This window comes from Pseudoalteromonas sp. J2K-J599 (assembly GCF_059295115.2).
Genome location: NZ_CM200271.1, coordinates 2,108,607 through 2,135,306, shown reverse-complemented (window position 1 = coordinate 2,135,306; position 26,700 = coordinate 2,108,607). Strand labels below are relative to the sequence as shown.

Annotated in this window: 29 protein-coding genes; 13 read left to right on the top strand and 16 right to left on the bottom strand. The window is 40.2% G+C overall.

Features of this window, described 5'->3' with window-relative positions; translation table 11 throughout:
* Positions 1-259 precede the first annotated feature (259 nt).
* From cobA to nirB, 3 genes are read right to left on the bottom strand one after another with little or no spacing between them, the layout of a single operon-like run.
* Positions 260-1,123: a uroporphyrinogen-III C-methyltransferase gene (gene cobA / locus AC5NT5_RS09670; protein ID WP_494512929.1), complete on the bottom strand. Its 864-nt coding sequence runs from the start codon at positions 1,121-1,123 to the stop codon at positions 260-262.
* Between the two features lie 9 nt (positions 1,124-1,132).
* A complete protein-coding gene (gene nirD / locus AC5NT5_RS09665; RefSeq protein ID WP_002959861.1) occupies positions 1,133-1,486 on the bottom strand; it encodes a nitrite reductase small subunit NirD in 354 nt (117 codons plus the stop codon).
* Positions 1,473-4,046, bottom strand: a complete 2,574-nt coding sequence (gene nirB / locus AC5NT5_RS09660; RefSeq protein WP_494512930.1) for a nitrite reductase large subunit NirB — start codon at positions 4,044-4,046, stop codon at positions 1,473-1,475. Before nirB ends, nirD begins: the two co-directional genes overlap by 14 nt.
* 394 nt (positions 4,047-4,440) lie before the next feature.
* Here nirB and AC5NT5_RS09655 point away from each other — a divergent pair, with 394 nt between their 5' ends.
* Entirely contained in the window at positions 4,441-4,674 is a 234-nt protein-coding gene (locus tag AC5NT5_RS09655; RefSeq protein ID WP_182681440.1) for a hypothetical protein, read from the top strand.
* 44 nt (positions 4,675-4,718) lie between these two features.
* Here the strand turns inward: AC5NT5_RS09655 and AC5NT5_RS09650 are convergent, their stop codons facing one another.
* The 4 genes from AC5NT5_RS09650 to AC5NT5_RS09635 all read right to left on the bottom strand — a co-directional run bounded on the left by AC5NT5_RS09650 (position 4,719) and on the right by AC5NT5_RS09635 (position 7,710).
* Entirely contained in the window at positions 4,719-5,570 is an 852-nt protein-coding gene (locus tag AC5NT5_RS09650; RefSeq protein ID WP_182681157.1) for a universal stress protein, read from the bottom strand.
* A 10-nt stretch (positions 5,571-5,580) separates the two neighbouring features.
* Positions 5,581-7,071 (bottom strand): SulP family inorganic anion transporter, encoded by a 1,491-nt coding sequence (locus tag AC5NT5_RS09645; protein ID WP_182672193.1) that lies wholly within the window; start codon positions 7,069-7,071, stop codon positions 5,581-5,583.
* Between the two features lie 271 nt (positions 7,072-7,342).
* Entirely contained in the window at positions 7,343-7,468 is a 126-nt protein-coding gene (locus AC5NT5_RS09640; protein ID WP_259395736.1) for a hypothetical protein, read from the bottom strand.
* 44 nt (positions 7,469-7,512) lie between these two features.
* Positions 7,513-7,710 (bottom strand): NrtR DNA-binding winged helix domain-containing protein, encoded by a 198-nt coding sequence (locus tag AC5NT5_RS09635; protein ID WP_494512931.1) that lies wholly within the window; start codon positions 7,708-7,710, stop codon positions 7,513-7,515.
* Between the two features lie 146 nt (positions 7,711-7,856).
* Between AC5NT5_RS09635 and AC5NT5_RS09630 the strand changes: the two genes are divergently transcribed.
* A complete protein-coding gene (locus AC5NT5_RS09630) occupies positions 7,857-8,312 on the top strand; it encodes a carbohydrate binding domain-containing protein (protein ID WP_494513224.1) in 456 nt (151 codons plus the stop codon).
* Positions 8,313-8,497: 185 nt separating this feature from the next.
* Here the strand turns inward: AC5NT5_RS09630 and AC5NT5_RS09625 are convergent, their stop codons facing one another.
* Entirely contained in the window at positions 8,498-9,451 is a 954-nt protein-coding gene (locus AC5NT5_RS09625; RefSeq protein WP_494512932.1) for an MBL fold metallo-hydrolase, read from the bottom strand.
* A gap of 308 nt (positions 9,452-9,759) precedes the next feature.
* On the opposite strand from AC5NT5_RS09625, the gene AC5NT5_RS09620 reads away from it, so the two are divergent.
* The gene (locus AC5NT5_RS09620) at positions 9,760-10,062 is read left to right on the top strand and encodes a helix-turn-helix domain-containing protein (RefSeq protein WP_494512933.1); all 303 of its coding nucleotides are present in this window, start codon (positions 9,760-9,762) and stop codon (positions 10,060-10,062) included.
* A 5-nt stretch (positions 10,063-10,067) separates the two neighbouring features.
* On the opposite strand, the gene AC5NT5_RS09615 is transcribed toward AC5NT5_RS09620, so the two are convergent.
* Positions 10,068-11,207: a LysR family transcriptional regulator gene (locus AC5NT5_RS09615; RefSeq protein WP_259395096.1), complete on the bottom strand. Its 1,140-nt coding sequence runs from the start codon at positions 11,205-11,207 to the stop codon at positions 10,068-10,070.
* A gap of 197 nt (positions 11,208-11,404) precedes the next feature.
* On the opposite strand from AC5NT5_RS09615, the gene AC5NT5_RS09610 reads away from it, so the two are divergent.
* From AC5NT5_RS09610 to AC5NT5_RS09570, 9 genes are read left to right on the top strand one after another with little or no spacing between them, the layout of a single operon-like run.
* Positions 11,405-12,094, top strand: coding sequence for a 4-carboxy-4-hydroxy-2-oxoadipate aldolase/oxaloacetate decarboxylase (locus AC5NT5_RS09610; RefSeq protein ID WP_494512934.1), 690 nt, complete (start codon positions 11,405-11,407; stop codon positions 12,092-12,094).
* Positions 12,095-13,168 carry a 4-oxalomesaconate tautomerase gene (locus AC5NT5_RS09605; protein ID WP_494512935.1) on the top strand — a complete coding sequence of 358 codons (1,074 nt, stop codon included), beginning with the start codon at positions 12,095-12,097 and terminating at the stop codon, positions 13,166-13,168.
* Positions 13,169-13,217: 49 nt separating this feature from the next.
* Positions 13,218-14,237 (top strand): amidohydrolase family protein, encoded by a 1,020-nt coding sequence (locus AC5NT5_RS09600; RefSeq protein WP_494512936.1) that lies wholly within the window; start codon positions 13,218-13,220, stop codon positions 14,235-14,237.
* Complete coding sequence (locus tag AC5NT5_RS09595; RefSeq protein WP_494512937.1) at positions 14,234-15,127, top strand: amidohydrolase family protein; 894 nt, start codon at positions 14,234-14,236, stop codon at positions 15,125-15,127. Before AC5NT5_RS09600 ends, AC5NT5_RS09595 begins: the two co-directional genes overlap by 4 nt.
* Before the next feature lie 9 nt (positions 15,128-15,136).
* Positions 15,137-15,526: a protocatechuate 4,5-dioxygenase subunit alpha gene (gene ligA / locus AC5NT5_RS09590; protein ID WP_154903787.1), complete on the top strand. Its 390-nt coding sequence runs from the start codon at positions 15,137-15,139 to the stop codon at positions 15,524-15,526.
* A 2-nt stretch (positions 15,527-15,528) separates the two neighbouring features.
* Positions 15,529-16,368: a class III extradiol dioxygenase subunit beta gene (locus AC5NT5_RS09585; RefSeq protein ID WP_154903788.1), complete on the top strand. Its 840-nt coding sequence runs from the start codon at positions 15,529-15,531 to the stop codon at positions 16,366-16,368.
* Positions 16,369-16,382: 14 nt separating this feature from the next.
* The gene (locus AC5NT5_RS09580) at positions 16,383-17,327 is read left to right on the top strand and encodes a Gfo/Idh/MocA family oxidoreductase (RefSeq protein WP_182681164.1); all 945 of its coding nucleotides are present in this window, start codon (positions 16,383-16,385) and stop codon (positions 17,325-17,327) included.
* Positions 17,328-17,347: 20 nt separating this feature from the next.
* Positions 17,348-18,334, top strand: coding sequence for an aldo/keto reductase (locus AC5NT5_RS09575; RefSeq protein WP_182734037.1), 987 nt, complete (start codon positions 17,348-17,350; stop codon positions 18,332-18,334).
* Between the two features lie 24 nt (positions 18,335-18,358).
* Entirely contained in the window at positions 18,359-19,117 is a 759-nt protein-coding gene (locus tag AC5NT5_RS09570; RefSeq protein WP_494512938.1) for a sulfite exporter TauE/SafE family protein, read from the top strand.
* An 87-nt stretch (positions 19,118-19,204) separates the two neighbouring features.
* On the opposite strand, the gene AC5NT5_RS09565 is transcribed toward AC5NT5_RS09570, so the two are convergent.
* From AC5NT5_RS09565 to AC5NT5_RS09540, 6 genes are read right to left on the bottom strand one after another with little or no spacing between them, the layout of a single operon-like run.
* A complete protein-coding gene (locus AC5NT5_RS09565; RefSeq protein WP_494512939.1) occupies positions 19,205-20,335 on the bottom strand; it encodes an FAD-dependent oxidoreductase in 1,131 nt (376 codons plus the stop codon).
* Between the two features lies 1 nt (position 20,336).
* Entirely contained in the window at positions 20,337-20,693 is a 357-nt protein-coding gene (locus tag AC5NT5_RS09560; RefSeq protein WP_494512940.1) for a Rieske (2Fe-2S) protein, read from the bottom strand.
* 2 nt (positions 20,694-20,695) lie between these two features.
* The gene (locus AC5NT5_RS09555) at positions 20,696-21,631 is read right to left on the bottom strand and encodes a VOC family protein (RefSeq protein WP_494512941.1); all 936 of its coding nucleotides are present in this window, start codon (positions 21,629-21,631) and stop codon (positions 20,696-20,698) included.
* A 10-nt stretch (positions 21,632-21,641) separates the two neighbouring features.
* Positions 21,642-22,802 carry an alpha/beta hydrolase family protein gene (locus AC5NT5_RS09550; RefSeq protein WP_154902989.1) on the bottom strand — a complete coding sequence of 387 codons (1,161 nt, stop codon included), beginning with the start codon at positions 22,800-22,802 and terminating at the stop codon, positions 21,642-21,644.
* A gap of 35 nt (positions 22,803-22,837) precedes the next feature.
* The gene (locus AC5NT5_RS09545; RefSeq protein WP_154902990.1) at positions 22,838-23,626 is read right to left on the bottom strand and encodes a cyclase family protein; all 789 of its coding nucleotides are present in this window, start codon (positions 23,624-23,626) and stop codon (positions 22,838-22,840) included.
* Positions 23,619-24,608: a fumarylacetoacetate hydrolase family protein gene (locus AC5NT5_RS09540; protein WP_182681170.1), complete on the bottom strand. Its 990-nt coding sequence runs from the start codon at positions 24,606-24,608 to the stop codon at positions 23,619-23,621. Before AC5NT5_RS09540 ends, AC5NT5_RS09545 begins: the two co-directional genes overlap by 8 nt.
* 149 nt (positions 24,609-24,757) lie before the next feature.
* Here AC5NT5_RS09540 and AC5NT5_RS09535 point away from each other — a divergent pair, with 149 nt between their 5' ends.
* Positions 24,758-25,666 (top strand): LysR family transcriptional regulator, encoded by a 909-nt coding sequence (locus AC5NT5_RS09535; RefSeq protein WP_182681171.1) that lies wholly within the window; start codon positions 24,758-24,760, stop codon positions 25,664-25,666.
* 43 nt (positions 25,667-25,709) lie between these two features.
* Here the strand turns inward: AC5NT5_RS09535 and AC5NT5_RS09530 are convergent, their stop codons facing one another.
* Complete coding sequence (locus AC5NT5_RS09530) at positions 25,710-26,699, bottom strand: MBL fold metallo-hydrolase (RefSeq protein ID WP_494512942.1); 990 nt, start codon at positions 26,697-26,699, stop codon at positions 25,710-25,712.
* Position 26,700 lies beyond the last annotated feature (1 nt).

Genomic DNA, 26,700 nt, shown 5'->3' with positions numbered 1-26,700 from the left:
CTTTTTTGTTTTTAAAGTGCAACCACTGTTCCAATCATTAATAAATTTCATCATTGAATTTAAAATCAAGCTAATACAATTGCTTAAAGTGTTGTTTTTGTTTGCCACTGTTTTTCTATAATTTAAATTACCATTACTTTTAACTTATTTGGTGCATTTAAACATGTTATTGCACACAACTTGAACCCAAATTAAAAACAAAAAAAGCGCCTACTCCTGGGGAGGTAGTAAGCGCGAAAAGTGCATTATTCATTTTGTATCATGCGTTAACATTTATACTGTTTAATAACTCAGGGCTAATTGCCATTTTATGATTTATTACTTCACCAATCATAATTAGGGTAGGACCTTGAAGGTTGTGTTTAGCATGCTCATTTACTATCAGTTCAAGCGTACTAGTAATTACTTTTTGCTTAGTGGTAGTGGCATTCTCTATTAGTGCAATGGGTGTATTACTTGGCCAGCCCACTGATTGCAAACCGTTGCTTAGCATTTGTAAGCGCGAAAGCCCCATATAAACCACTAAAGTTGGGTTGTTGTTTGCAGGCATAAACGCGTAATTTTGCCAATGAGGTTGCTTGTTAGGATCGGCAAACTGCGCCGTTAAAAATGTAACACTACGCGCTACATCGCGTGCAGTGAGCGGAATACCCGTATAAGCAGAAGTAGCACAAGCCGTTGTAACACCCGGAATAATAGCAAAATTAATATTATGCTTGGTAAGCGCATCGGCTTCTTCGTTAATACGTGCAAATATACTCGGATCACCGCCTTTTAAACGCACTACGTTTAAGCCTTGTTGCGCGTATTTAACCAGTAGTTCGCAAATATTAGCTTGGGTCATCGAATGCTTACCAGCACGTTTACCTACAAATACACGCTGCGCTTTTTTAGGAAGCGTTTTTAATAAATCATCGCTTACTAACCAATCGTATAAAATAACATCGGCGGTATTAATTAAACGCTGCGCTTTTACCGTAATTAGCTCTGCGTCTCCTGGGCCCGCACCAATTATATAAACGTTGCCGCTTTTAGCACTGCGATCATTTGAGCTTGTTAGCTTAGTAACAAGCTTATTTAGCCACACGTTTTCAATACCCGAAAAATAAGACAGTACACTCATAATATTCCCCTAAGCCACAGCTGTTGTAACTTTTGGTTCAGAGCTTATAAATACACTGCCGTCTTCAATTTTTGCATTAAAAACCGGTAAGTGTATTGCTTCTGCTTCTAAACATTCGCCTGTTTCTAGGCAAAAGTGTTGCTTATATAAAGGCGATGCGACAACTAATTTATTGTCGATTGAGCCAATAATGCCACGCGATAATACGTTGGCTTTGCCAATCGGGTCGTAGTTGCTAATGGCAAACACAGCCGTTGGATTTTGTGGAATGTAAAAAATAGCCACTTGCTGATTATTAACTAATGCGCATACGCCGCTATTAGCCACTAAGTTGTCGATTGTTCCAATATTATGCCAAGACATCAGCTTGCTCCTCTTCAACTTCCATTACTGGAATACGGTTTTGTGTATTACGTTGCTCACGTTTTTCGGCTTCTGTAGCAGGGCGGATTTGGTTACGCTCTTGCACAAATAAAATGTTGTCGTCGGTTTCGGGGCTATTAACAAACTGGCGGAATCGTTTGGCAGCATCTGGGCTTTCAATCGCTTTTTTCCACTCACAGGCATAGGTTTGTGTAATTAATTCCATTTGCGCTTCTAGCTCGTCGCAAATGCCTAAGCTGTCGTCAATGACTACGCTTTTAAGGTAGTCTAAACCGCCTTCAAGATTTTCCATCCATACCGACGTACGCTGTAATTTGTCAGCCGTTTTAATGTAAAACATAATCACGCGGTCAATATATTTAATCAGTGTTGGCGTGTCTAAATCGGTCGCAAATAAATCAGCATGGCGAGGGCGCATACCGCCATTACCACACACGTATAAGTTCCAGCCGTTTTCGGTAGCTATAATGCCAATATCTTTACTTTGTGCTTCGGCGCATTCGCGGGTACAACCCGATACCGCCATTTTAAATTTATGCGGCGCACGTAGTCCTTTATAGCGGTTTTCTATTTCTATTGCGTGTCCAACGCTGTCTTGCACACCATAACGACACCACGTACTACCCACGCATGATTTAACGGTTCTAAGAGACTTACCATAAGCATGACCTGTCTCAAATCCGGCTTCTATAAGTCGCTCCCAAATAACAGGAAGCTCTTCTAAGCGTGCACCAAATAAATCAATACGCTGACCGCCAGTGACTTTGCAGTACAGGTTAAAGTCTTTGGCTACTTGTCCAATTACAATGAGTTTGTCGGGGGTTATTTCGCCACCAGCAATACGCGGTACTACAGAGTACGAACCATCTTTTTGCATATTTGCTAGGTACGTATCGTTAGTGTCTTGCAAGCCAACATGAGCGGGCTCTAAAATGAAGTCGTTCCATGTTGAGGCTAAAATAGAGCCAATGGCAGGTTTACATATTTCACAGCCATGACCGCTGCCGTGTTTAGCTAGTAAGCCATCAAAGCTTTTAATGCTTTCTACTTTTACCATGTGCAGTAGTTCTTGGCGTGAATACGCAAAGTGCTCACATACATGGTTGTTAACTTCAACACCGCGGCTTGCTAATTCGTTATCAACAACTGATTTTAATAATGCGGCACAACCACCACAGCCGCTTGCTGCTTTAGTGCATGATTTTACCGAGGCTAAATCGCATGAGCCGCCATCAATTGCACCTACAATGTCGCCTTTACTCACATTGTGACACGAACAAATAGTGGCTGTGTCGGGTAGGGCACTGCCAGATAACGACGGCGCGCCGCCGCTATCTGGTAAAATTAAACACTCAGGGTTTTCTGGTAAGTCCATGTCGTTAAGCATGTACTGTAATAAAGTATCGTAATCGCTGGTATCGCCAACAAGTACAGCGCCCAGTAATTTATCGCCTTTTTCACTTAGTATTATTTTTTTATAACAGCCGCGAATAGCGTCTTGATATATAAGCTCTTTACAGTCTGGCGTTTTTGCATGAGCGTCGCCAATTGAGCCTACTTCCACGCCTAATAGCTTAAGTTTGGTGCTCATATCGGCACCTAAAAACTCAAGCTCGCCACCACTTAATTGACTCGCTGCAACGCGCGCCATGTTGTAACCCGGTGCTACTAAACCAAATAGTTTTTTGTCCCACAGGGCACATTCACCAATGGCTAAAATATCAGGATCTGACGTTTGGCATTGGTTATTAATAATAATACCGCCGCGCTCACCGAGTTCTAAATCAGCAATTTTACCTAGCTGATCATACGGGCGAATACCGGCAGAGAACAAAATTAGGTCTGTTTCTAAAAATGACTCATCCGAAAAATTTAATCTAAAGCGACTGGTTTCGCCTTTTACTATTTCGCTGGTTGCTTTTGATGTGTGTACCGTTACGCCAAGTTTTTCTATTTTATTTTTTAGTAGCGTACCGCCTTGTCCATCAAGTTGAACAGCCATAAGTTGTGGCGCAAATTCAACTACGTGGGTATCAAGCCCTAGTTGCTTAATGGCGTTTGCGGCTTCAAGCCCCAACAAACCACCACCAATAACAACACCGCTTTTACTTACAGCGGCACTGGCTTTTATTTGTTCTAAATCTTCTAATGTGCGATACACCAAACAATGGGGTTGGTCGTTACCTTTTATAGGCGGCACAAACGGAAATGAACCTGTTGCAAGTATAAGTTTGTCGTACGGGTATTGCTCACCTGTTAATGTGGTCACTATTTTTGCTGTTCTATCAATGCCTTCAACCCACTGGCTGGTATGCACATTAATATTAAGCTGTTTGTAGTTGTCGTGAGTGGTAAGTGCTAAATCGGCGGCTGTTTTACCATCAAATACACTTGATAAGTACACGCGATCGTATGCAAGATTTGCTTCTCCGCAAAGTACAGTAATGTCTGCGTTGGCATCGCTTTGGCGCATTTGCTCAACAAAGTGGTGTCCGACCATACCATTACCAATAATGAGTATTTTTTGCGAGGTTTGCATAGGGCATTCCTTAAAGTGACGGTTTAAATACAAATAACAAAAAAGCCCGCCACAAATACGCAATATGCATAACTGTGTGCGGGCTTCTTTGCCGATGGTTGCTAATAGCTATTGTGCTAACAACCTAAATTTTTGCCGTAAGTAAAACGGGCTTGTTAATAGAATGTTTGCAAAAATACAGCCAGTTTTTTAAGTTATTGTTTAAATAGTATTTAATGTATTTTTAGAGTGAAGATAAAACCCGTTTTGTTATATTTTGGTGCGCGCCTGGCACTAAGAGGGTGCAAGTATTGTCATTGTATTGTGCATTATCAGTCAATAAAACACCCATTATCATTCATTGTGTATTGAGTTAAATTTAGCCCATAAAATACGCACACGAATTACAAGCAAAATGATAAACACAAATTCAATAGATGATTCCCCTTTTCACGAAGGCGAGCTGGCAATACAAGACAAACTCGGTAAACGAGAAATAATGGCAACATTTAGCAAACGTGGCGTGCGCTCATTTATGCCAGAGCAGCATAGAAAGTTTGTGGCTCAAAAGGTTACGTCGTTTATTCAGTTTTTATTTGAAAAGTTTGAAGCTAGGCCAAAAACAAAAAGCCTAAAATCAGTTAAGTGATTTTAGGCTTTTGATACTGGTTTAAACTTATTTAAAATAGCTACTTACTTTAAAATAACCACAGGCACATCGCTGTTCTCGAGCATTTGAATGGTGTTACTGCCCACAAAAAACTGCCTTAGTTTAGAATGCCCAAATGCACCCATTACAATCAGTTCTACATTATTTTGCTCTTTATATTGCATTAACGAGTCGAAAATATTGCCCTCTAAAAAGCTTGCCGACACTTCAAAGTCCATACTGATAAGCTTGTGCTGTGCGTTAACAAATTTTTCTTGAAGGTCTTTTTCGTTGTTTTTAATACTCACTAAATGACAATGCAAACCATGTAATAAGCCGCCATCAATCACTTGTTGTAGCGCTTTGTCGGCTGTTTCGCGGCCGTCGTACGCAATCATAAATGATTTAGGTTGTTTAAATGTTTCAGGAATAAGCAAAATAGGTTGTGTTGCATTGCGCACTAAGGTTTCTATATGTGAGCCCAGCACCGCAAAGCTATTACTATGTCCAGCACCATTTTGGCCAATAACAATAAGGCGTGTATCGTCTTTTAAGTCTATAACGGTATCGAGCAAATCACCGTGGCGCTTAATTAGTTCAAAATTAGTAACACCTGCCGATTTAGCATGCTCACTTACTGAATTTAATAATTCGTCAGCCATTTTTAAACTTACTTTGCAGCGTTGTTCGTCAAGCTTAGTCATTTCATCAAGAAGTGTTGACTGTGCACCAAGCCCAATACTACCAGAGTAGTCGCCGATATTAGTTTGCTGCGTTTTTTCAATTGTATGCACAAAGCTAATTGGTTTATTTAGCTTTTTTGAAGCCCAAATAGCAGCGTCGGTTACATTTTTTGTAATGGCTGAGCCATCTACATAGGTAATTATTTTAGTCATTGCATTCTCCTTAATGTCCGCCAAGTAGTTTTTCGACTTCTTCAGGGTTGTTATGCACACCAAATTTATCAATTACAGTTTCGGTTGCGCTATTCATACCAATAATATTAACTGTTGCGCCTTCGCGTCTAAATTTAATAACCACCTTGTCGAGTGACGATACACCGGTTATATCCCAAAAATGTGCATGGGTTAAATCAATTACGACGTTAGAAACCGCATTTTTAAAATTGAACGATGCAATAAATTGCTCAGCTGAGGCAAAAAACACTTGGCCAACGACTTCATAGGTTATTTTATCGTTGCTTTCATCATGGTTAGCTTTAACCACCATGAAGCGACCAATTTTATTAGCAAAAAACAGCGTAGCTAACAACACGCCTACTAAAACGCCAATGGCTAGATTATGCGTGGCAACAACCACAATAACGGTGGAAATCATCACAACATTTGATGAAAGCGGGTTCTTTTTTAAATCCTTAACAGATGTCCACGAAAACGTACCAATCGATACCATAATCATTACCGCAACTAATGCTGCCATAGGAATTAAACGCAGCCATTCATCTAAAAACACCACCATGATGATTAAAAATAAACCTGCAATAAAGGTAGAAAGCCTGCCGCGACCGCCCGATTTAACATTAATAATTGATTGCCCAATCATAGCGCAACCCGCCATACCACCAAATAAGCCTGCGCCAATATTAGCAATACCTTGGCCCTTACATTCTTTATTACGATCGCTCGTTGTATCAGTTAAGTCATCAACAATAGTAGCGGTCATCATTGACTCAAGTAAGCCCACAACAGCAAGACCAATTGAATACGGTAATACAATTTGCAGTGTTTCGAGTGTTAGCGGTACATCGGGCCATAAAAATATAGGTAGAGTGTCTGGCAGTTCGCCCATGTCGCCAACGGTTCTTATATCAAGACCCAAAAATATTGAAATCAGTGTAATAACAACAATACATACTAAAGGAGAGGGAAGTATTTTGCCAATAGTTGGAATATATGGGAATAAGTAAATAATACCTAAGCCCGCTGCGGTCATCGCATAAACATGCCAAGTAACATTAGTCAGCTCAGGTAACTGCGCCATAAATATTAAAATCGCCAGCGCGTTTACAAACCCTGTTACAACAGAGCGCGATACAAAGCGCATTAATTCACCGAGCTTTAAAAAGCCTGCAAATATTTGTAGTACACCAGTGAGTAAGGTAGCAACCAGTAAGTACTCCAGACCATGATCTTTAACCAGCGTTACCATTAACAGTGCCATTGCACCGGTGGCCGCCGATATCATACCTGGACGTCCGCCTACAAAGGCAATAATAACCGCAATACAAAATGAGGCGTATAAACCTACTTTTGGATCAACACCGGCAATAATAGAAAAGGCAATAGCTTCAGGTATTAGGGCAAGCGCCACAACAATACCAGCAAGCACATCACCACGAACATTAGAGAGCCAATCTCTTTTTACGTGATCAAACATGTAATAAACCTAATTAGTTAGTTTCCCAAAGTATAGGGGAATATTTTATTTAAATAACAGTGATTCTCGCGCAGGCGGCGATTAAGGTTGCACGTAACGTGCTGATGAAAAAGGGGAGTGGTTGCCTAGGGCGGCGTAAGTTTCAAGAAAAAAGCTCCTTTTGATTAGTTTATATTAATAATGCGGACGAATTATAAGCATCACATATATATTAGCAATATGTTATTTGGCCTTAAAGACCAAACATTAATTTAATTATGCATTTGCTTATTTAAAACTCAAATGTAAAACCAAACTCTCTTAGTTTTTCGTATACGTTTATATAAAAATGGTACAAAGTAGCAGCTCGGTGAGCTACGTTGGTTTGTTTTTCTTTGCAGTTTATTAGTAAGTTCATTTTTTGGAACTTACGTCTAAAGTTAGGCTTATCGAGTGATTTATTTAAATCGACTCGTAAATTCCTTGTAGCTCAAGCAAGGTAAACTTTTCAGGGAGCAGGCTAAAACCAATCGGCTCGTGCCTTACTTTATAGCGTAAGTAATCTAAACCACTTTTTAAAATGTCGGCGTGGTCAAACATTAAAGGGGGAACGTTATTTACATCAAACCATTCACATTCTAAAGCATTGTCGCCGCTCACAAGATTGGTTTCTTCAAAGCGTACGAGCGAATAGTAAACAATGGTTATAATACGTCTAGCAGGGTAGCGGTCAACGTTACCAAACGCACCTAACTGATCTAAATAAAGGTTTTCAACACCGGTCGTACTTTTAACAACACGCAGAGCTGCTAACTAATGGTGACTTTGAAGGCGGTCTTGATTCATGGCAATCACGAGGCAGTGCTACTATTTCACTTGAAACATCCCAAGCTCACAGCGGAAATAATAGCGCTTTAGTACAAGGGCGAGCTGAAACGTGGAATGGGTTACAAAAAGATGTAAAAGGCTTATTTACAGCAGGTAAAACCTATAATGTATTTGCGTGGGTTAAGTTATCTGACTATAACACAGCGGTATCGCCAGGAGTTAAGCTCACACTGAAAATTGAGCATGCGAGCACTGAATACCTCGAGCTAACCACTGTTAAAAACGTAGTTGCAGGCGATTGGGTACAGCTTTCGGGCACTTATACCCATTCAATAACAACCGAGGAAAGTGCGGCTTTACTTTATGTGGAGTCAAACGAACTGACTGCTGATTTTTATGTAGACGACGTATCGGTCACTTTGGTAGAACAATAAACCAAACTAACAGTAATTAACCCCACATTTTATAGTCTGTATTTTTATACAGACTATTTTTTTGAGGGCTTTCATAAAAAGAAGTGCACTATGCTTTTATATTAGTAATGAGTATCGCTTTAAAGCGACACATACCGTCATGATAAATACATTAGCACGATAACACCGGTGCGTGAAAAGCTATATTAGTTTGACTCAAATGACGAAAGTTTCTTTTGAACGTTATTTCGTAATACATCGTCTATGTACTCATTAAATGCCTTATTACCGGTTACCACGGGGTTTTGTTGATCAGGTTTACGATTTTTTAATGTATTAATTTGATTAATTAGATCATGTGAAAACGGGTGGTTTGAGATACTTCCATCAACATCGTTTTTGTTTGCAATTTTTTGAAAATAATTTAAAGAGTGCAAATAAGTTTGATTTGCTTCTTTAGTATCCGGTAAACCGGTACCTCCCCAAAGTGCAACTGTATGAGGTATGTCATTATCTGTAACAGGTATTATCAAAGACAACCCACCAGGCGTATGCCCTGGTGTAGCAAGTACCGTTAAATTAGTTTTACCTAAACTTATTTTTTCACCATCGATAACTTGGGTGTAAGTGCTAGGTAATGGTATTTCGGTAGAAAAATTACCGAAAGGATCAGTTAATACAGGTGCATTTGGATTATGGATGTAGTTCCACTCATTTTTTCTCATTAAAATTTTAGCGCCATAATGTGATTCAAAGTAGTGAGCGCCACCATAATGGTCGCTGTGGCCGTGAGTAACTATCACGTATTTAATATCTTCAGGATTTAAGCCTAACTCTTTTAGTCCAGGAACAATCACATGTTTGGCATCGTGCGGGGTCCACATGGTATCGATTAAAATAATGCCCTCAGTTGTAGTGATAACAAAAGTACCTACGCTGACATATCCTACAAAATAAAGGTTATCAAATAGCTGAGTGGGTTCAACAACAGTGGTATTGAACAAATCACTAGAGGTTAGCGAGGAAGGTAATTTATTTAATCTAGTACTTATTTTATCTTCACTCAATTTTGTAATATTACCGTTATTTGATGTTGTGCAGCCGCTCAGTAAGTAAGTTATTACTGTAATCGAAAAAATGCCTAAAAATGTTTTTTTCATATTTACACCTTAGTTAACTAGGCATATTAAAAGCCCAAGTAATAAACTTTAGTACGTCGTATATTTAATTATTAAATACAGGGTATGAACTCAAAATTAAAATTTAATGAATAAAACAACTTTAGCCTTTGTTTGTTTAGAGATCGAGTTTGTTATCTTTAGGCTAAATGAGAGATGCGAAAGCATTAGTCATTTTGTAAAAGAGGGTTTGAATAACGATAGAAGCGAATATATCGTTATTCATTGTATTGAAAATAGCTCTAGTTTACTTACTATCCAAGGCGTTTATATCATTGACTCGGTTAATTATGATATTAATTAAAAAAGCACAAAAAATAACGGCAGGTATTCCTGACTACGCTGAGAAGCTACATATATCTACTTCAAAGTTAAACCGTATTTGTAAAAGTTTATTAAATGATTCTCCCAAAGCAATTGCTCATCAACGTCTGATCACTGAGGCAAAGCGACGTTTAATCTATACTACACAAACAATCGACGAAATAGCGCTTCATTTAGGATTTAAAGATAGCGCGTATTTTTGCCGTTTTTTTAAGTTAGCCACTAATACAACCTCAACATTATTCAAGCAACAGTCGAATATTAACTAGCTCGATTAAAGCATGCGCGTATTGTTTTTAATTATTGTTAAAAAACGCGATTGCATTTGGGTAGGCTGCCAGTCTTTTCGTATCGTCAGTCCTATACTACGGTCAGTATCGGGCAGTGTCATCGGGCAGATAGCTAATATTCCTGTTTGTACTTCTATTTCAACTTGCTTGGCTGGTAACAAGGCCGCTCGAGAACTGTTTAATAAAATACCGCGCGCAGCAACTTGCGAGCTGCACTCTATTACATGGCTTGGTGGTGGTAAACCTCGGCTAACAAATATGTTACTAAAAACCTGCCACGCGGGTGTGCTTTTGTTAGGTGCTACCCAATCAAGTTGCTGGAGCTCTTTTGTTGATATTGTTTGGCGGCTTGCCAAAGGGTGTTGAGCATTTACTACAACACAAAGTTGATCTTTAAATAATGGAATTTGTTCAATATCATTATGTTGAGCAGGGATGCGTAATGCACCGACAATGATGTCAATTTCACCATGAAGCAAGTTAGCTAGCTGCTCTTGGTATGGACCATCTATAATACTTAGCTGGGCATCAGGAAATTCATTATTTAAAGCAATAATACTCAATGGCACAATAGCTGAGCGTGCCAATGGTAAGCTACCTACTTTTAGAGCACCATCCATTTGTCCATTAAACTCCCTCATTTCATAAATACCTTGGCGTAATTCAGAGAAAAACAGCTTTGCAAAACGATTTAGCAAGTTTGCCGTCCAAGTAGGTTCAATACCCACGGGTGAACGTACCGCCAGGTCCTTTTTACATAGTTGCTCTAAATCTTTGATGCTGCGGTGTAAGGTAGGTTGCGACAAATTAAGTTTATTGGCTGCAGCGGTGTAGTTTTTCATTTGTACTAAGTGTATGAGTGCTACTAATTGCTTTGAAGTGACAGAGCGATTAAAGGCATCTTGCTTATGTTTATTATTAAAAATAACCCTCGAAAATTCATCCAAATACTCAAATGCACGTTCAACCCGATTTAGAAAAAATATACCGCTTGGCGTCGGTGTCATCCCCGAGTGGGTCCGAATAAATAGGACTTGATTAAGTTCGTTTTCAAGTTTTTTAATGCCTTGGGTGAGTGCCGACTGGGTTAAGTGAACAGTATTAGCTGCCTTGCTTAACGACATTAAGTTCCTTATATACAAGGCGCTTAACAAATGTCTATTGTTGAAATTCATTTTTATTTAACTCACATATTAATATTTGATTACTGCCACTATAGAAAAAACTAATGTCCTTTGACAGCTTTTTAAAGTTCTTTATATAGCTGACTTCAATATACTCATTGCATCAATAGCGTTTAATTATAAATAAGGTAAATAGTATGGCTGTGTGTATTACAGATATAGCGCGCCCTAATAAAGAGGTATTAGAAAAATACCAAAATGCTGAAGTTGCAACGGTACATGAGGCACAAGGTCGCGTTGGCTTATTAGCCAGCTATATGAAGCCTATTTATCGCTCTGCTCGTATTGCTGGCAGTGCAGTAACATGTGAAGTGGCTCCTGGCGACAACTGGATGATTCATGTAGCTGTAGAGCAATGTCAGCCAGGTGATGTACTTGTCGTTACACCTACGAGCGGGTGTATTGACGGTTTTTTTGGTGACTTGTTGGCAACTTCATTACAAGCGCGAGGCGTTAAAGGTTTAGTTATTGATGGTGGCGTACGCGATATCGCAACACTGACTGAAATGGGCTTCCCGGTTTGGTCTAAAGATGTTTATGCGCAAGGTACAGTTAAAGAAACCATTGCAAATGTCAATGTGCCAGTTGTGTGCGCAGGGGCTTATATAAAACCTGGAGACATCATTGTTGCTGATGATGACGGCGTTGTTGTTGTTGAACAAAGTCGTGGTGAAGAGGTTCATGAAAAAGTCCTGAAACGTGTTGCTAACGAAGAAGACAAGCGAAAGCGTTTAGCTTCGGGTGAGTTAGGTTTGGATATATATGCTATGCGCGAGCGTTTAGCAGCTAAAGGCTTAACTTATATAAAGCAAAGTGAGGATAAGTAAATGCACGCGGCTATTCCTTGCTCAATTATGCGCGGTGGTACCTCTAAAGGGCTTTATTTTTTAGCCAGTGATCTTCCGAGTGATTCCTCAAAGCGCGATGAATTACTGTTACACATAATGGGGTCGCCTGACACAAGGCAAATTGATGGTTTAGGTGGTGCGCATCCTCTCACCAGTAAAGTGGCTATTGTTGAAAAATCAATGCGAGCAAATACTGATGTGGATTACCTTTTTTTACAAGTTGTAGTCGATAAAGCGGTGGTGAGTGATACACAAAATTGTGGCAATTTACTCGCCGGTGTTGCGCCATTTGCAATTGAGCAGGGCTTAGTGAATGCAAAAGAAAAAACAACCGATGTACGAATTCATATGCTAAATACTGCAGCCTCAGCTGTTGCACGGGTTCAAACTCCTAATGGCAAAGTAAGCTATAAAGGGGATGCCGTAATCGACGGTGTACCAGGTTCAGCAGCGCCTATCACGCTCGACTTTCTAGATATAGCGGGTGCCAATTGTGGTGCACTTTTTCCTACGGGTAATGCCATAGATGAAATTAATGGGTATTCAATAACCTGTATTGATAACGGCATGCCGGTGGTTATTTTAGATGCTAGCGAGTTTGGTTTAGTGGGTGATGAGTCGCCTAATTCACTCGAAGATAATACCGATTTAAAGCAAAAGATTGAAGCTATTCGTTTAATCGCGGCTAAGATGATGAATTTAGGGGATGTAACTAATAAAACGATTCCAAAAATGTCTTTAGTAAGCCCTGCAAAAAATGGTGGGGTAATTAACACTCGAACATTTATACCCCACCGTGTTCATGAGGCTATTGGGGTGTTAGGCAGTGTGAGCGTAGCAAGTGCATGTGTTTTAAAAGGTACAGTAGCCTATAGGCATGCTAACCAAAACTTTATTGATGGGGAGTTTGATATCGTTGTTGAGCATCCAACGGGTCAGTTTACTGTTGAAATGCAGGTATCAGGTGTTACACAGCTGAGCACTTATAAAATACATCGCTCTGCGCTATTAAGAACCGCGCGGTTATTAATGGTCGGCTCCGCAATGGCTTGATCGCATATTAAAAGATAGTTTCAATAATACTCTTAGCAGGAGACACACAATGATAATAGACTGCCACGGACATTACACAACAGCGCCAGAGTCATTACAGCTTTTTAGAGCAGCGCAAATTAAAGCATTTGAAGAGGGAAGAGCCCTTCCAGGCGTTCCCTATATTTCGGACGATGAAATTCGCGAAAGTATTGAAAAAAATCAGTTAAAATTACTTGATGAACGCGGCTTAGATATGACTGTTTTTTCACCTCGTGCATCGGCTATGGCTCATCACGTAGGTAATGAGGAGGTATCAAAACAATGGACCTCAGCCTGTAACGATTTAATAGCGCGAGTTGTTGACTTATACCCTACGCGTTTTATAGGAGTGTGCCAATTACCACAATCGCCGGGAGTACCAATTGAAAATTCAGTTGCTGAGCTAGAGCGCTGTGTTAATGAATTAGGATTTGTTGGTTGTAATTTAAACCCTGACCCTTCTGGTGGTCATTGGACTTCAGCTCCGTTAACCGATCCGAGTTGGTTTCCACTTTATGAAAAAATGGTTGAGCTCGATGTTCCTGCAATGATCCATGTATCGGGCTCATGTAATCCAAATTTTCATGCGACGGGCGCGCATTATATGAATGCTGATACCACCGCATTCATGCAATTTTTACAAGGTGACTTGTTTAACGAGTTTCCTGATTTACGGTTTATTATACCCCATGGTGGTGGAGCGGTGCCTTATCATTGGGGGCGTTATCGTGGATTGGCTGATATGATGAAGCAGCCACCACTTAACGAGCATGTTATGAAAAATGTATATTTTGATACCTGCGTTTATCATCAACCAGGCATAGATTTATTAGTAGACGTTATTGATACTAAAAATATTTTATTTGGCTCTGAAATGATTGGGGCTGTGCGTGGTATTGATCCGCAAACCGGACACTATTTTGATGATACTAAACGTTACATTGACACATTAGAAATATCGGCAGCAGACAAAAAAGCGATTTTTGAAGAGAATGCGCGTCGCGTATACCCACGCTTGGACGTCAAATTAAAAGGGATGGGTTTGTGAGTAAATTTATAATGGATGCCGATTGGCTTCATTGGCATCAATCGCCATCAAAACCTGGTTTTGAGTTACCCGAAGGTGCGGTTGATGCGCATTGTCATGTATTCGGCCCCGGCAATGAGTTTGGTTTTGCGCCCGAGCGTAAATACACACCGTGCGATGCATCAAAACAGCAGCTCTGGGATTTACGCGATTACTTAGGATTTAGTCGAAATGTTATTGTGCAAGCAACCTGTCATGGAGCTGACAACAATGCGATGGTAGATGCGCTTTTAGCATCAAATGGTTTATCACGTGGTATTGCAACTATTAAAGAAGATATTAGCGAAGCCGAGCTTGATAAATTACATGCTGCAGGTGTACGCGGTGTACGTTTTAATTTTGTAAAGCGCCTAGTTGATGCCTTGCCATTTGACTCGTTAAAACGTATAGCTGATCGTATTGTTAAACGTAATTGGCACATTGTTATCTATTTTGAAAGCCAAGATTTGCCCGAGCTTTATGATTTTTTCACTAGTTTGCCAACGACATTAGTCGTTGACCATATGGGGCGCCCAGATGTTACTAAACCTGTTGAAGGCGAAGACTTTGCGTTGTTTTTACAGTTTATGCGTGAGAATGAAAATGTGTGGTCTAAAGTAAGTTGCCCTGAACGGATCTCTGCTGATGGTCCTGATAAAGGCTACCAAGACGTTGTTCCTTTTGCGCGTAAAGTCGTGGAAAGTTTTCCTGATCGTGTTTTATGGGGCACTGATTGGCCGCACCCAAATATGAAAAGCCACATGCCCGACGATGGTAAATTAGTAGACATGATTCCACTTTTTGCACCTACTGCTGAATTACAGAAAAAGTTATTAATTGATAATCCAATGCGTTTGTATTGGTCGAAATAAGGAATACATATGGCTATTAATAAACCTTACAAAGAGGTGCCAGGTACCATTATATTTGACGCCGATATGGCGCGTTTAGGTTTTCACTTAAATCAATTTTGCATGTCGTTGATGAAAGCGCCAAATCGGAAGAAATTTAAAGCAGGTGAGAAAGTCTACCTTGATGAGTGGCCAATGAGCGAAGCACAAAAAGAAGCGGTTATAGCACGTGATTACAACAGAATGATGAGCCTAGGCGGCAATATTTATTTTCTTGCAAAAATATTTTCTAGCGACGGTATTAGTTTTCAAGCCGCAGCATCAACGATGACGGGGATGACACAAGATGAATACGCGCAAATGATGCTATCAGGGGGTCGTGCACCCGACAGCAGTAATACATTAAAGAAAGGAAGTTAATCATGGCCAAAATAAATGCAGGTGTTGCTACATCACATGTTCCGGCTATTGGGGCTGCTATTGATAATGGCATAACAGATAATGAGTATTGGAAACCATTATTTGAGGGCTATGATTACGCTAAAGAGTGGATAAAAAAGCAAAAACCAGACGTTGTATTATTAGTATATAACGATCATGCAACCGCGTTTGACTCTAATTTAGTTCCTACCTTTGCGATTGCAACGGGTGAAGAGTTTAAGCCAGCCGATGAAGGATGGGGGCCACGTCCTGTGCCAAATGTAAAAGGCTATCCTGAATTTGCTTCACATATTGCTCAATCTGTTATTCAAGACGATTTTGACTTAACTGTCGTCAATACTTTAGATGTTGATCATGGCTTAACGGTCCCGTTATCACTGATGTTTGGTCAGCCTGAAAATTGGCCGTGTAAAGTTATTCCTATTGCAGTAAATGTAGTGCTTTATCCAACCCCATCTGGGCAGCGTTGTTACAATTTAGGTAAATCGTTACGTAAAGCTGTAGAAAGTTTTGATGAAGACCTGAATGTACAAATTTGGGGGACGGGCGGCATGAGCCATCAATTACAGGGACCGCGTGCAGGTTTAATTAATAAAGAATTTGATAATGCTTTTTTAGATGACATTGTTGATGATGCTGAAAACTTAGCCCTAAAACCACATCTTGAATACATTAACCTAGCTGGCTCTGAAGGCATTGAGCTTATTATGTGGCTCGTAATGCGTGGTGCGCTCAATGATGAGGTTGAATTAAAGAAGCGTCATTATCATGTACCCGCATCTAATACTGCTGTTGGTCATCTTGTTTTAGAAAATAAATAACCTGGAGAAATTTTATGAAAGTAATTGTTGTTGGACCAGGCGCATTTGGAATTAAGCACCTTGACGGTATTAAAAATATCGACGGTGTTGAAGTGGTAGCACTTGTTGGTCGTACGCTAGAAAAAACTCAAAAAGTGGCTGATGAGTATGGCATTCCACAGGTTTTTACAAGCTTAAATGATGCGCTTAAAATTGACGCAGATGCAGTTATTTTATGTACACCTACTCAGCAACACGCTGCGCAATCTATCCAATGTATGGAAGCGGGTAAGCATGTGCAAGTTGAAATCCCATTAGCAGATAGCTGGGAGAATTCATTAAAGGTAGTTGAGGTACAAAAGCGCACGGGGCTGACTTGTATGGTTGGGCATACTCGGCGCTTTAATCCATCACATCAATGGGTTAATAATAAAATAACGGCTGATGAGTTTAGTATTCAGCAAATGGATGTACAAACGTACTTTTTCCGTCGTAAAAATATCAATGCTAAAGGCGAGGCCCGGTCGTGGACTGATCACCTTTTATGGCACCACGCTGCGCACACTGTTGATTTATTTGCTTATCAAGCAGGCGCTAAAGTGGTTAAAGCGAATGCTATTCAGGGACCAATTCACCCAGAGCTTGGTATTGCTTTAGATATGTCTATTCAATTACTAGCTGAAAATGGTGCAATTTGTACCTTATCATTATCGTTTAACAATGATGGGCCTTTAGGAACATTTTTCCGCTATATTGGTGACACAGGAACATACATAGCACGCTATGATGATTTAGTGGATGGCAAAGAAAATGCGATTGATGTCTCTGCTGTTGATGTATCAATGAATGGTATTGAGCTGCAAGATAGAGAGTTTTTTACTGCTATAAAAGAAGGTCGCGAGCCTAATTCAAGTGTGGAGCAGGTACTTGATTGTTATCGGGTGCTTCACGACTTAGAGCAGCAATTAAATAATCAATAATTAATCGCAAAGGAGGGCGTATGAATAAGCGTAAAATTAATGGTCATAGCGTTAATCCAATTGGGTTGGGCTGTATGAACTTGAGCCATGCCTATGGGAGTCCTCCCTCAGATGAAGCTGCAATTAATTTATTACACGCAGCGATTGATTTAGGTGTTGAGCATTTTGATACTGCCGCTTTGTATGGATTTGGTAAAAATGAAGCCCTACTAGGTAAAGCTTTAGCACCACACCGAGATAAAATTTTTTTGGCGAGCAAATGTGGTATGGCGGGCGTTAATGGCAAGCGTGTTATTGATGGGCGTCCACAAACGCTTCGATCAACAATAGAGGCGTCTTTAACTAGTCTAAATACAGAAGTTCTAGATTTATATTACTTACATCGTATGGATAAATCTGTGCCGATTGAGGAGAGTGTTGGCGAGCTCTCGCGCTTAGTTGGTGAAGGAAAAATTAAAGCAATTGGCTTATCTGAGGTATCAGCTGAGTCAATAATGCGAGCAAATAGCGTACATTCGATTGCAGCAGTGCAAACAGAGTATTCGTTATGGACACGTAATCCTGAAATTGCAGTCCTCGAAACATGTAAGCATATAGGGGCTGCTTTTATTGCATTTTCACCATTAGCGAGAGGCTTCTTAACTGAGCAGGTTACCAGTCTAGAGGTACTAGTTGAAGGTGATATTAGACGTGGTATGCCACGCTTTAATGAACCTCATTTTAGCAAAAACAAGCAATTGTTAAGTGCATTAAAATCTATCGCACAAAGCACAAATTTAACACTGGCTCAATTGTGTTTAGCCTGGGTGCTTCATCAAGGTGAGCATGTTCATGTTATCCCTGGCACACAGAATAATGCACATTTAGCCGATAATGTAAGTGCTGAAAAAATTGTACTGTCAGCAGAGCAGTTAACGCAACTATCAGCTTTATTCTCACCGTTCTCAGTTAGTGGTCCGCGTTATCCTGAGGCAACTCAAGCGGAAATAGACACCGAAGAGTTTTAAATGTAGCAATTAAGGTTTTTCGTTTTGAGCTTATTACTAAATGATTTACTCACCCCGCTATATGCGGGGATTTTAATTGCATTCGCTTTTTTTGGATCATTTATTACCGCCGCATTTGGCGCAGGAGGCGGGTTATTACTACTGCTTTCAATGGCCTTTATACTGCCTATGTCAATTGTTATTCCCGTTCATGGCCTTGTTCAGTTAGGCTCTAATGCGACTCGAGCAATAGCAACGTTTAGATACATTGACCTGAATATGTTGGCTTATTTTTCAGTAGGAGGGCTGTTTGGTGCTGTGCTATCGACTACTGTAGTAACACAAATAGCACTTGAGCCGATGAAAATTGTGTTAGCAATATTTATTTTTTATTTGTTGTGGGGCCCAAAGCCTAAATTTAGTGGCACATCACCAAGCGTGCGCTTTATTGCAGGGTTAAGTACTGCCTTTCTCTCTGTATTTGTTGGCGCTAGCGGCCCAATTGTAAGCAGTTACTTGTATACAAACGAGTATGAAAAATTAAAATTTACGGCAACATTTTCAAGCTGTATGGCACTTCAGCATGTATTAAAAGCGGGAGTTTTTAGCGTTGTTGGATTTGCATTTTTTAATTGGCTGCCTTTAATTTTTTGTATGGTTATTAGTGGTGTGTTCGGAACGTTTGTAGGTTTACATGTATTAAATAAAACTCATGGAGCTAACTTTAGAAAGGTATTACGACTTATCTTGAGCTTTTTATCCCTGCATTTGATATGGCAAGGCGTCCGTTATTTTTATAATTAGTTGGGATAATATAAATAATACCCCCTCGCTGTCACTCATTTTCAGCGAAGGGGTATTAACAACCTAGTTAACCTAAAATCGGGTCAGTTATATTGCTTTAGCTAAAGCAATATGGGAGTCGCGCATAATTGCAGAGTGCTCAGCTTTGTCGCCTCCTTCTATTTCAATTTGAGCAAGTCGACCTGAGTTTTCAACAACAAGCTTACAACGCTCCCAACGGCGCTCTTTAAAAGCGGTTAGTGCGTGTTCTAACTGAGCATGCTTAGTTAGTTCATCAGCCAGTACAATAGCGTCTTCAATACCTATACATGCACCCGACGCTAAATGAGGTGTCGTTGCATGTACTGCATCGCCAATAAGTACGATTCGGTTTTTATGCCATGCTTCTTTAACTAATAGCCCTTCAAGTGGTCGGTAATCAATTTTAGAGTTTTCATTTAGGTGAGCATGTATTTCTTGTACTACCGGTGCTGGAAATTTGGCTACAAGTGCTTTTAATAAAGGTAAAAAGTCTTTTGGTTCAATATAATTATTTTCAATTTTATCCTCTGTAACAAACATATACATTTCGTTTTTCGACATAGGGTTAACCCCTACTTTAATATGTTCGCCTACCCACATTACCGTGTTATCAATGCCTTCAAGGCGAGGCAGTACGGCTCGCCATACACCTTGGCCTACAAATTTAGGCTTTTCAGCTTCAGGGAATGTGACTTGTCGTACTTTTGAGTACAAGCCATCAGCACCAATAATTAGGTCATATGTTTTTGACGTGCCATCGGTAAAGGTTACTGTTGCCCCATTTTCGTCTTGTTCAATAGATGAAAATGTACAGCCAAGCCTAACATTGGCATTGGTTTGTTTCGTTTTATTTGCCAAAATTTGTGCAAGTGCTGGTCGCATTATAGCGCCCGCTTTTGGAATATTAGCATCAGCTATTAATGGCGTTGGTATATGGGCGAGGTGCAAACCATGCGGGGCATATATATCTAGCCCTTCATGGGCACTGCCTTTTGCTAAAAACTCTTCTAAAATTCCAAGTTGTTGAAAAGCTCGAATGGTGGCTCCGCCTAAACTGATCCCAGCCCCTTCTGCTCGCCAGTTAGGATCAATTTCTACCAAATCGACAGCAATATTTTTTTTCTCAAGTTCGATGGCTGCCGACATACCAGAGAAACCACCACCAATTATTAATACATTAGAAATACACGGGTTCATTTTAGAACTCCTTTATTGTTGTTATATCCACCCAAATTTCATTGTGTTGGCGAATATCTAATTCAATGTTTGTTAAGGCCTGATTTTTACATGGCCCTTGTATGCAAATACCGGTGCTTATTTCGAATAAAGCGCCGTGAGCAGCACAGACTATTTGATCACTTTTTGAATCTAAGTATTTATCTTTTTTCCAAGGTAATGTGGTATCACCGTAGTGAGGACAGATATCTTTATAGCCATAATACTCCCCATTTTTATGAACTATAAAGAGGCTGTCGCGCCCTTGATTAAGAGGGTCAAAGCCTTTAGCTTGACCCTCTGTAATATCGCTTTTATAGGCGATAAATACTTTACTCATGATTACTCTGGTTTACCGGGAGGTGGGCCCATTGGTGCCCACTTTTCGCGGAACTGAAGCAAGAAAGCTTGCGAATTATCAGCACCCGGCATTGCTTCTCGTGCAGTCCATTCAACATCGTGTAAATCCATATCAGCATCATATTCAATGTTGCAGCCAAACGGACTTTTGAAGTACCAAAACCAGTTTGATCCGAATATATGACGACCTGGCCCCCAAAAGCTTTGATAGCCTTTATTAACTAAGGCAGTACCTGCCTGAGAAACTTCTGTTGGTCCGCTCATATGAAAAGTAAAATGCTCAATACCTTGCATGTGTGGCGGGGTATTTATAAAAAATAATGTGTGGTGATCGTTGGTACCGGCAGGGCGCATAAAAGGACCTACATGGGTAAAACGATCCGTAGTAATAAAGCCTAAACGCTGTGCGTAAAAAGCTTCAGCTTTAACGGCATCCGGTACAAAATACACAACATGAGAAAGGCTACGAGGCTTTGCCTTGAAGTCTGTATTAATACCAATATTGTTTACAGCACGGTTGTTTTCACACCCTGGCGCGTTGACTTTTTCTGCTGGTAGATTCTCGAGCGATTGCCGTATGGTCACTTGAAAACCAATAACAAACCCTAAATCGTCAACAGATTCGATACTGCCATCGTCTAAAGTTGTTACTGTTCGGTCTTTTTCAAGCTCTGTTTTTAAAGCATCTATTGTATGCTGATCTTTTACACCGTAAACTGTTTTACGCAGCATTGAACCAGTAGCAAGAGGATTCGGTAATGAGCTGTCATCTGCTTTTTTAATCTCAATACCTGTGCCATCAAGAGCAACAAATCGTGTTTCAGTTTTTTGTGTTAAGCCATAATCTAGTGCGAACTGCTTACAACTCTCGGTGTCTTCAACACCAAAAACAAGCGTATCGGGGCCAATAATATTCATGGTGTGATCCTTATTGTTTTTTTAATTCGTTAAATGTTTCAGCTACCCAATCAGCTATGTACTGACCCGCGTTTGAACTGTTGTCGAAGCTAGAGTGCTGTACACCACCTTCTCGTTCTGTAAAGATTTTTAGCTCACGCTTAGGGCTATTGACTAGTTGCTCAAAGGTGCGCTCGGCCCATTTAAGTGGAATTTGCGAATCTTTAGCGCCGTGAGTGACTAAAAATGGCACTTTAATTTTTTCAATTTGACCATCAAGGTGGACGTTTTCAGCAATTTCCATGAAATCATCCATATTTTTTGCACCCCAAACCCATTGCACATGTGCCCAGTAATGAGGTACGGGGAAGTCACCTTCTTTTTCTAAGCGACGTTTTTGAACGTCGCGCCAATCGTGGTTTGCACCCCATACACAGCCTAGGGCAAGTCTCGGTTCATTCGCTACCGCACGAGGGCAGTAATAGCCACCTAAAGAGACACCTTCCATGCCAATTAGCTTGCTATCTACTTCATCATGTTGTTCTAACCAATCAACAACAACACTTGCCCAATGCTCAGTGTCAAAACGAGCATGGAAGTCTTGTAGCTTTAACGCTTCACCTGTACCTGGTTGATCTAAAACAAGTGATGAAACGCCACGTTCTGCTAACCATTGTGGTAAACCAACGCGATATTTCATTTCCTTTGATGAATCTAGGCCGTTTATTTGTATAAGAATAGGGGCAGGGCCTTTAACGCCTTTGGCTTTGACATAAAGAGCACTAAGGTGTTTGCCTTCATAAGGAATTTCCACGCGTTCACAGTTTTCGTGACCCAGTTCGATTGATTTTTGAAAAAGCGAAAGTGAACGTTTATACAGCTCTGTTCTTCCCGAGGCGCCATGTGCTTGAATGCGTTCACAGGTTATAAGGTAGGTTGCAGCGCGATTATATTTGTACCCTGCAGAAAGTAGTCTGCCACGTTCTAGATCTTCTTCAGCAAGACCACATAGTTTATCGGCCATTTTAGCCCACGTGTCTCTAAATGCTTGAACGCCTTCTTTATCTGGTGATTTTGCAGCCTCTTGTAAAGGGCCACACATTTCTTCGATTTCGCCAATGCGAGCGCCCATTTCGATAGCTAAATTTACTGATAAATTCCATACATAATTCGTCGGGAAATACTTAAACATAATAACCTCTTAATAAATTAATGTGTTGTGCTCAACTACTTTTCTAGAAATGCGACAGCTCTGACAAAACCTGCTGAGGCATGTTTAATTTTGTAAGGAAAACATGAAACTAAAAAACCACTACTTGGTAGTGATGCTAAGTTTGCTAGCTTTTCCATTTGCCCATAACCAATGTCGCGACCCGCTTTATGGCCTTCCCAAATGATTGATGGGTCGCCGCTTTCTTCGAAACGTTGTTTAGTGAATTTAAAAGGAGCATCCCAGCTCCAAGCGTCGGTACCCACAACTTTTATACCGCGCTCTAAAAGATACAAGGTGGCTTCGCGGCCCATACCAACACCAGCATCAAGGTAACCAGGCTTACCGTAAACAGAGCCTGCACGGGTATTGACTAACACGATGTCTAACGGCGATAAGGTGTGATTAATTCGGGCTAGCTCTTTTTCAACGTCTAGGGCAGTAATTACATAACCATCAGGGAAATCTCTAAAATCTAATTTAACACCGCGTTGAAAACACCACTCCAAGGGCAACTCATCAATACCAAAGGCTGGTTTTCCACCATCTGTGGTAGAGGCATAGTGCCATGGTGCGTCCATGTGAGTGCCACTATGAGTGGTGATCTCTAAACGTTCAGCCGCCCACGATTCATTTCCTGGGAGTTGATCTTTTTTTAAACCAGGGAACATTGATGACATTTCTGGCCAACCTTGTTGGTGGTCGGTATACTCGATTTTTGGTAATAATGGCGGTGGATCGGTATAGGGGTTATTCTCAAGCGTTACCGATAAATCGATTAATGTGTATTGTGATGGATTAAACATGTGTATTCTCCATTATGGCTTCTTGTTTTATATCTCCAAATATTGACTTGCCCTGCGAATCTAGTACTCGCATATGAACTGTTTCGCCAGATTGTAAAAAGTCTGTTTGTGGTTTGCCTGTGGCAATCATTTCCTTAGCACGTAGCTCTGAGATACAGGCTTGTCCTTTACTAATATCTGCGTTAGAAACAGTACCTGAGCCAAACACGGTGCCCGCTTTAATAGGGCGAGTTTTAGCGACATGGGCAATTAATTCATGAAAACCAAAAAACATCTCTGTGCCATCAGGCGCACCAAACCATTTGTCGTTACGGTAAACTTCTAGTGGCAGTGAAATACGACCATTGCGCCAGTTTTCACCAAGCTCATCAGGGGTAATAGCAAATGGTGCGAAGCTGGTAGGGCCTTTAGCTTGTACAAAGCCAAAACCTGTTTTCATTTCTCTTGGCCCGAGTGCGCGATAGCTGATGTCGTTAAGCATGACTATTAGACGTATTTTCCCAAGTGCAAACTCTGGACTACTCCCCATTGGGATGTCACCGACCATCACGCCAAATTCGCCCTCAAAATCAAGACCAACTTCGTTACTTGGAGCTGCAATTTTATCATTAGCGCTAAGAAAGCTATCGCCAGCACCTTGATAAACAAGTGGATAAATATCAGCATCTTCGATTGGGTCCAGATGAAATGCTTGCTGCATCAACACGCCATGATTTAAAAAAAGTGAACCGTCTAACCATTGCCAACTACGTGGTAAAGGGGCCATTAATTGAGTGTTACACACTTTATTAATGCCTGTTAGCTCAAGTGCGTTAAGTGCCTCGTAGCGAAGTAAAAGCTTATCTTGTATAGCAGGCCATAAATCTAGTGCCTCTTGGAGCGTGCCGGCTAGGTCGCTAATGTCTACGTAGTCAGTTAGATCCTTAGAGACTAATACAAGCTGACCATCTGGTTTTGAATTATTAATTGTTGCAAATTTCATTGTGTGTCCGCAGATGTTGTTAAACTTTGGTTTAAGTTATATTAATACTTCATTTGCAATTGATGAAATTGAATGTTTAGATAGGTTGTATCAATAATTTTAATACTTAAAAATAACCAAAATTTAAAAATCAGCAGTGGACCAATGTTATGAGATTTGAGCATTTAGATTTAAATTTACTGGTTGCATTAGATGTTTTACTAGAAGAAAAAAACATAACCAAAAGCGCTAAGAGACTGCATTTATCCCAGTCTGCTATGAGCAGTATTTTGGGTAGAGCACGTGCCTTTTTCGAGGATGACTTGTTGGTGCAAGTTGGTAAAACTATGCAACCGACCCCTTTTGCGCTTGAAGTTCAAGTACCAATTACTGAAGTACTGACAACCATTAGAGGCGGGATTATTGGTAAGCGATTTAATGATCCATTAAAAAGTGAACGTCATTTCAAAATTGTTGCATCGGATTATGTTATTCAAGTTTTGTTTTCTAGTATTTTAACCGAGCTTGCTACGTTAGCTCCATTATTGACGTTTGAGTTTTTATCGCCGTTTTCGCATGAAGTTAATATACTTACCAAAGGAGGAGCCGATTTATTTATAGCACCGGAAGCGGTAATGCTTGATGGTTACCCTAGTTCATTACTTATGGTTGATGAGCTTGCATGTGTAGTCGATATGGATAACAAGTTAGTTGCTGGTGATGTAATTTCAGCTGAACAAGTTGGCAGTATGGGGCATGTGTCGGTAGGTTTTGCACGAACAAGTCATTTAAGTATTGAAACATGGTTAACGGAGACGATGGGAGGAAGTCGAAAAGTTGATATTATTACAAATGACTTTTCTACTATGATTTATACTTTGAAGGGGACTCAACGCGTAGCTATTTTACCCAAAAAGTTTGCCAATATACACGCACAAAAGCATGGTTTAAAGGTAGTTTCATTTCCCTTTGATACACCCCTTTTAGTTGAATCAATGATGTGGCACCCTACACTTGATAACGACCCTATACACCGGTGGTTAAGAGAAAAAGTAATTTCTACTGCACAAAACTTATAAAAAAGTCGCCTTAATAGGCGACTTATAGTTTTATATAATTAGGTCAGTGCTTTAATTCATACCGATTCAAATCTTGAGCTATTGATATCGTCCCTTTGTATTCACCTTGCACTTGCTTGGTATAAAAGTCGATTTCCTCTGAAGTATCTAACCCTGGCGCCATATGAGTAATGACGAGTTTTTTTACGTCTGCTGCTTTAGCCAGCTCACCGACCTGCTGAGGAGATAAGTGATGCTTTGAAAGGTGCCTATGAATACCTTTAAATTTTTTCTCTGGCATACGAGGATTCGTTTTCTTAATTTGATTAACGGTATGATCAATATCCATCATCTCACTAACTAATAAATCAACGCCGTTTGCGAGTTTTTCTACGGCCTTACTAGGGCCCGTGTCACCAGTGTAAACAGCAGTATAACCATCATCCAGTGTAAACTTAAACGATAAAGCTTGAAACTTGTTCCATTCGTCACTGCCTTTTGGCCAGCTATAATGAGTGTTTCTAATTACATTTAGAGTAAAGTCATCAAATTTAATATCTGAGCCATCTTGAACCTCAATTACTTTAATATTGTTATTTGCAGGAGCTGGAACTTGACCAGGAACACCATAATGACCTAATGCACCGTAAGTCATGTATTTAAAAATACCATCAACGGTTTGCTGAGTACCTGGCGGGCCATATATAACAAGCTCATTATTAGCACTTGTTTGCCACCTTAAGCTAATAATTGCAGGCAAACCACCTGTGTGATCAAAGTGAAGGTGACTTAAAAATATAGCATCCACATCCTTTATATTAAGGCCTGCTTTTGCTAATTGCCCTGCAGTTCCATCACCCGCATCTACTAAATAGGTATTACCATTAACAAGCATCGCATTAGCTGGTTGAGAGTGTTTTGCATTAGGAATAGGGCCTGCCATCGTACCTAGAGTTATCCACTCATTTTTTGTTTCGCTTGCGTTACCGTTAAACGTAAATGTTAAACAGCCTAAAGATAGAAATAAATTAAATAAAATACTACTTTTTTTCATT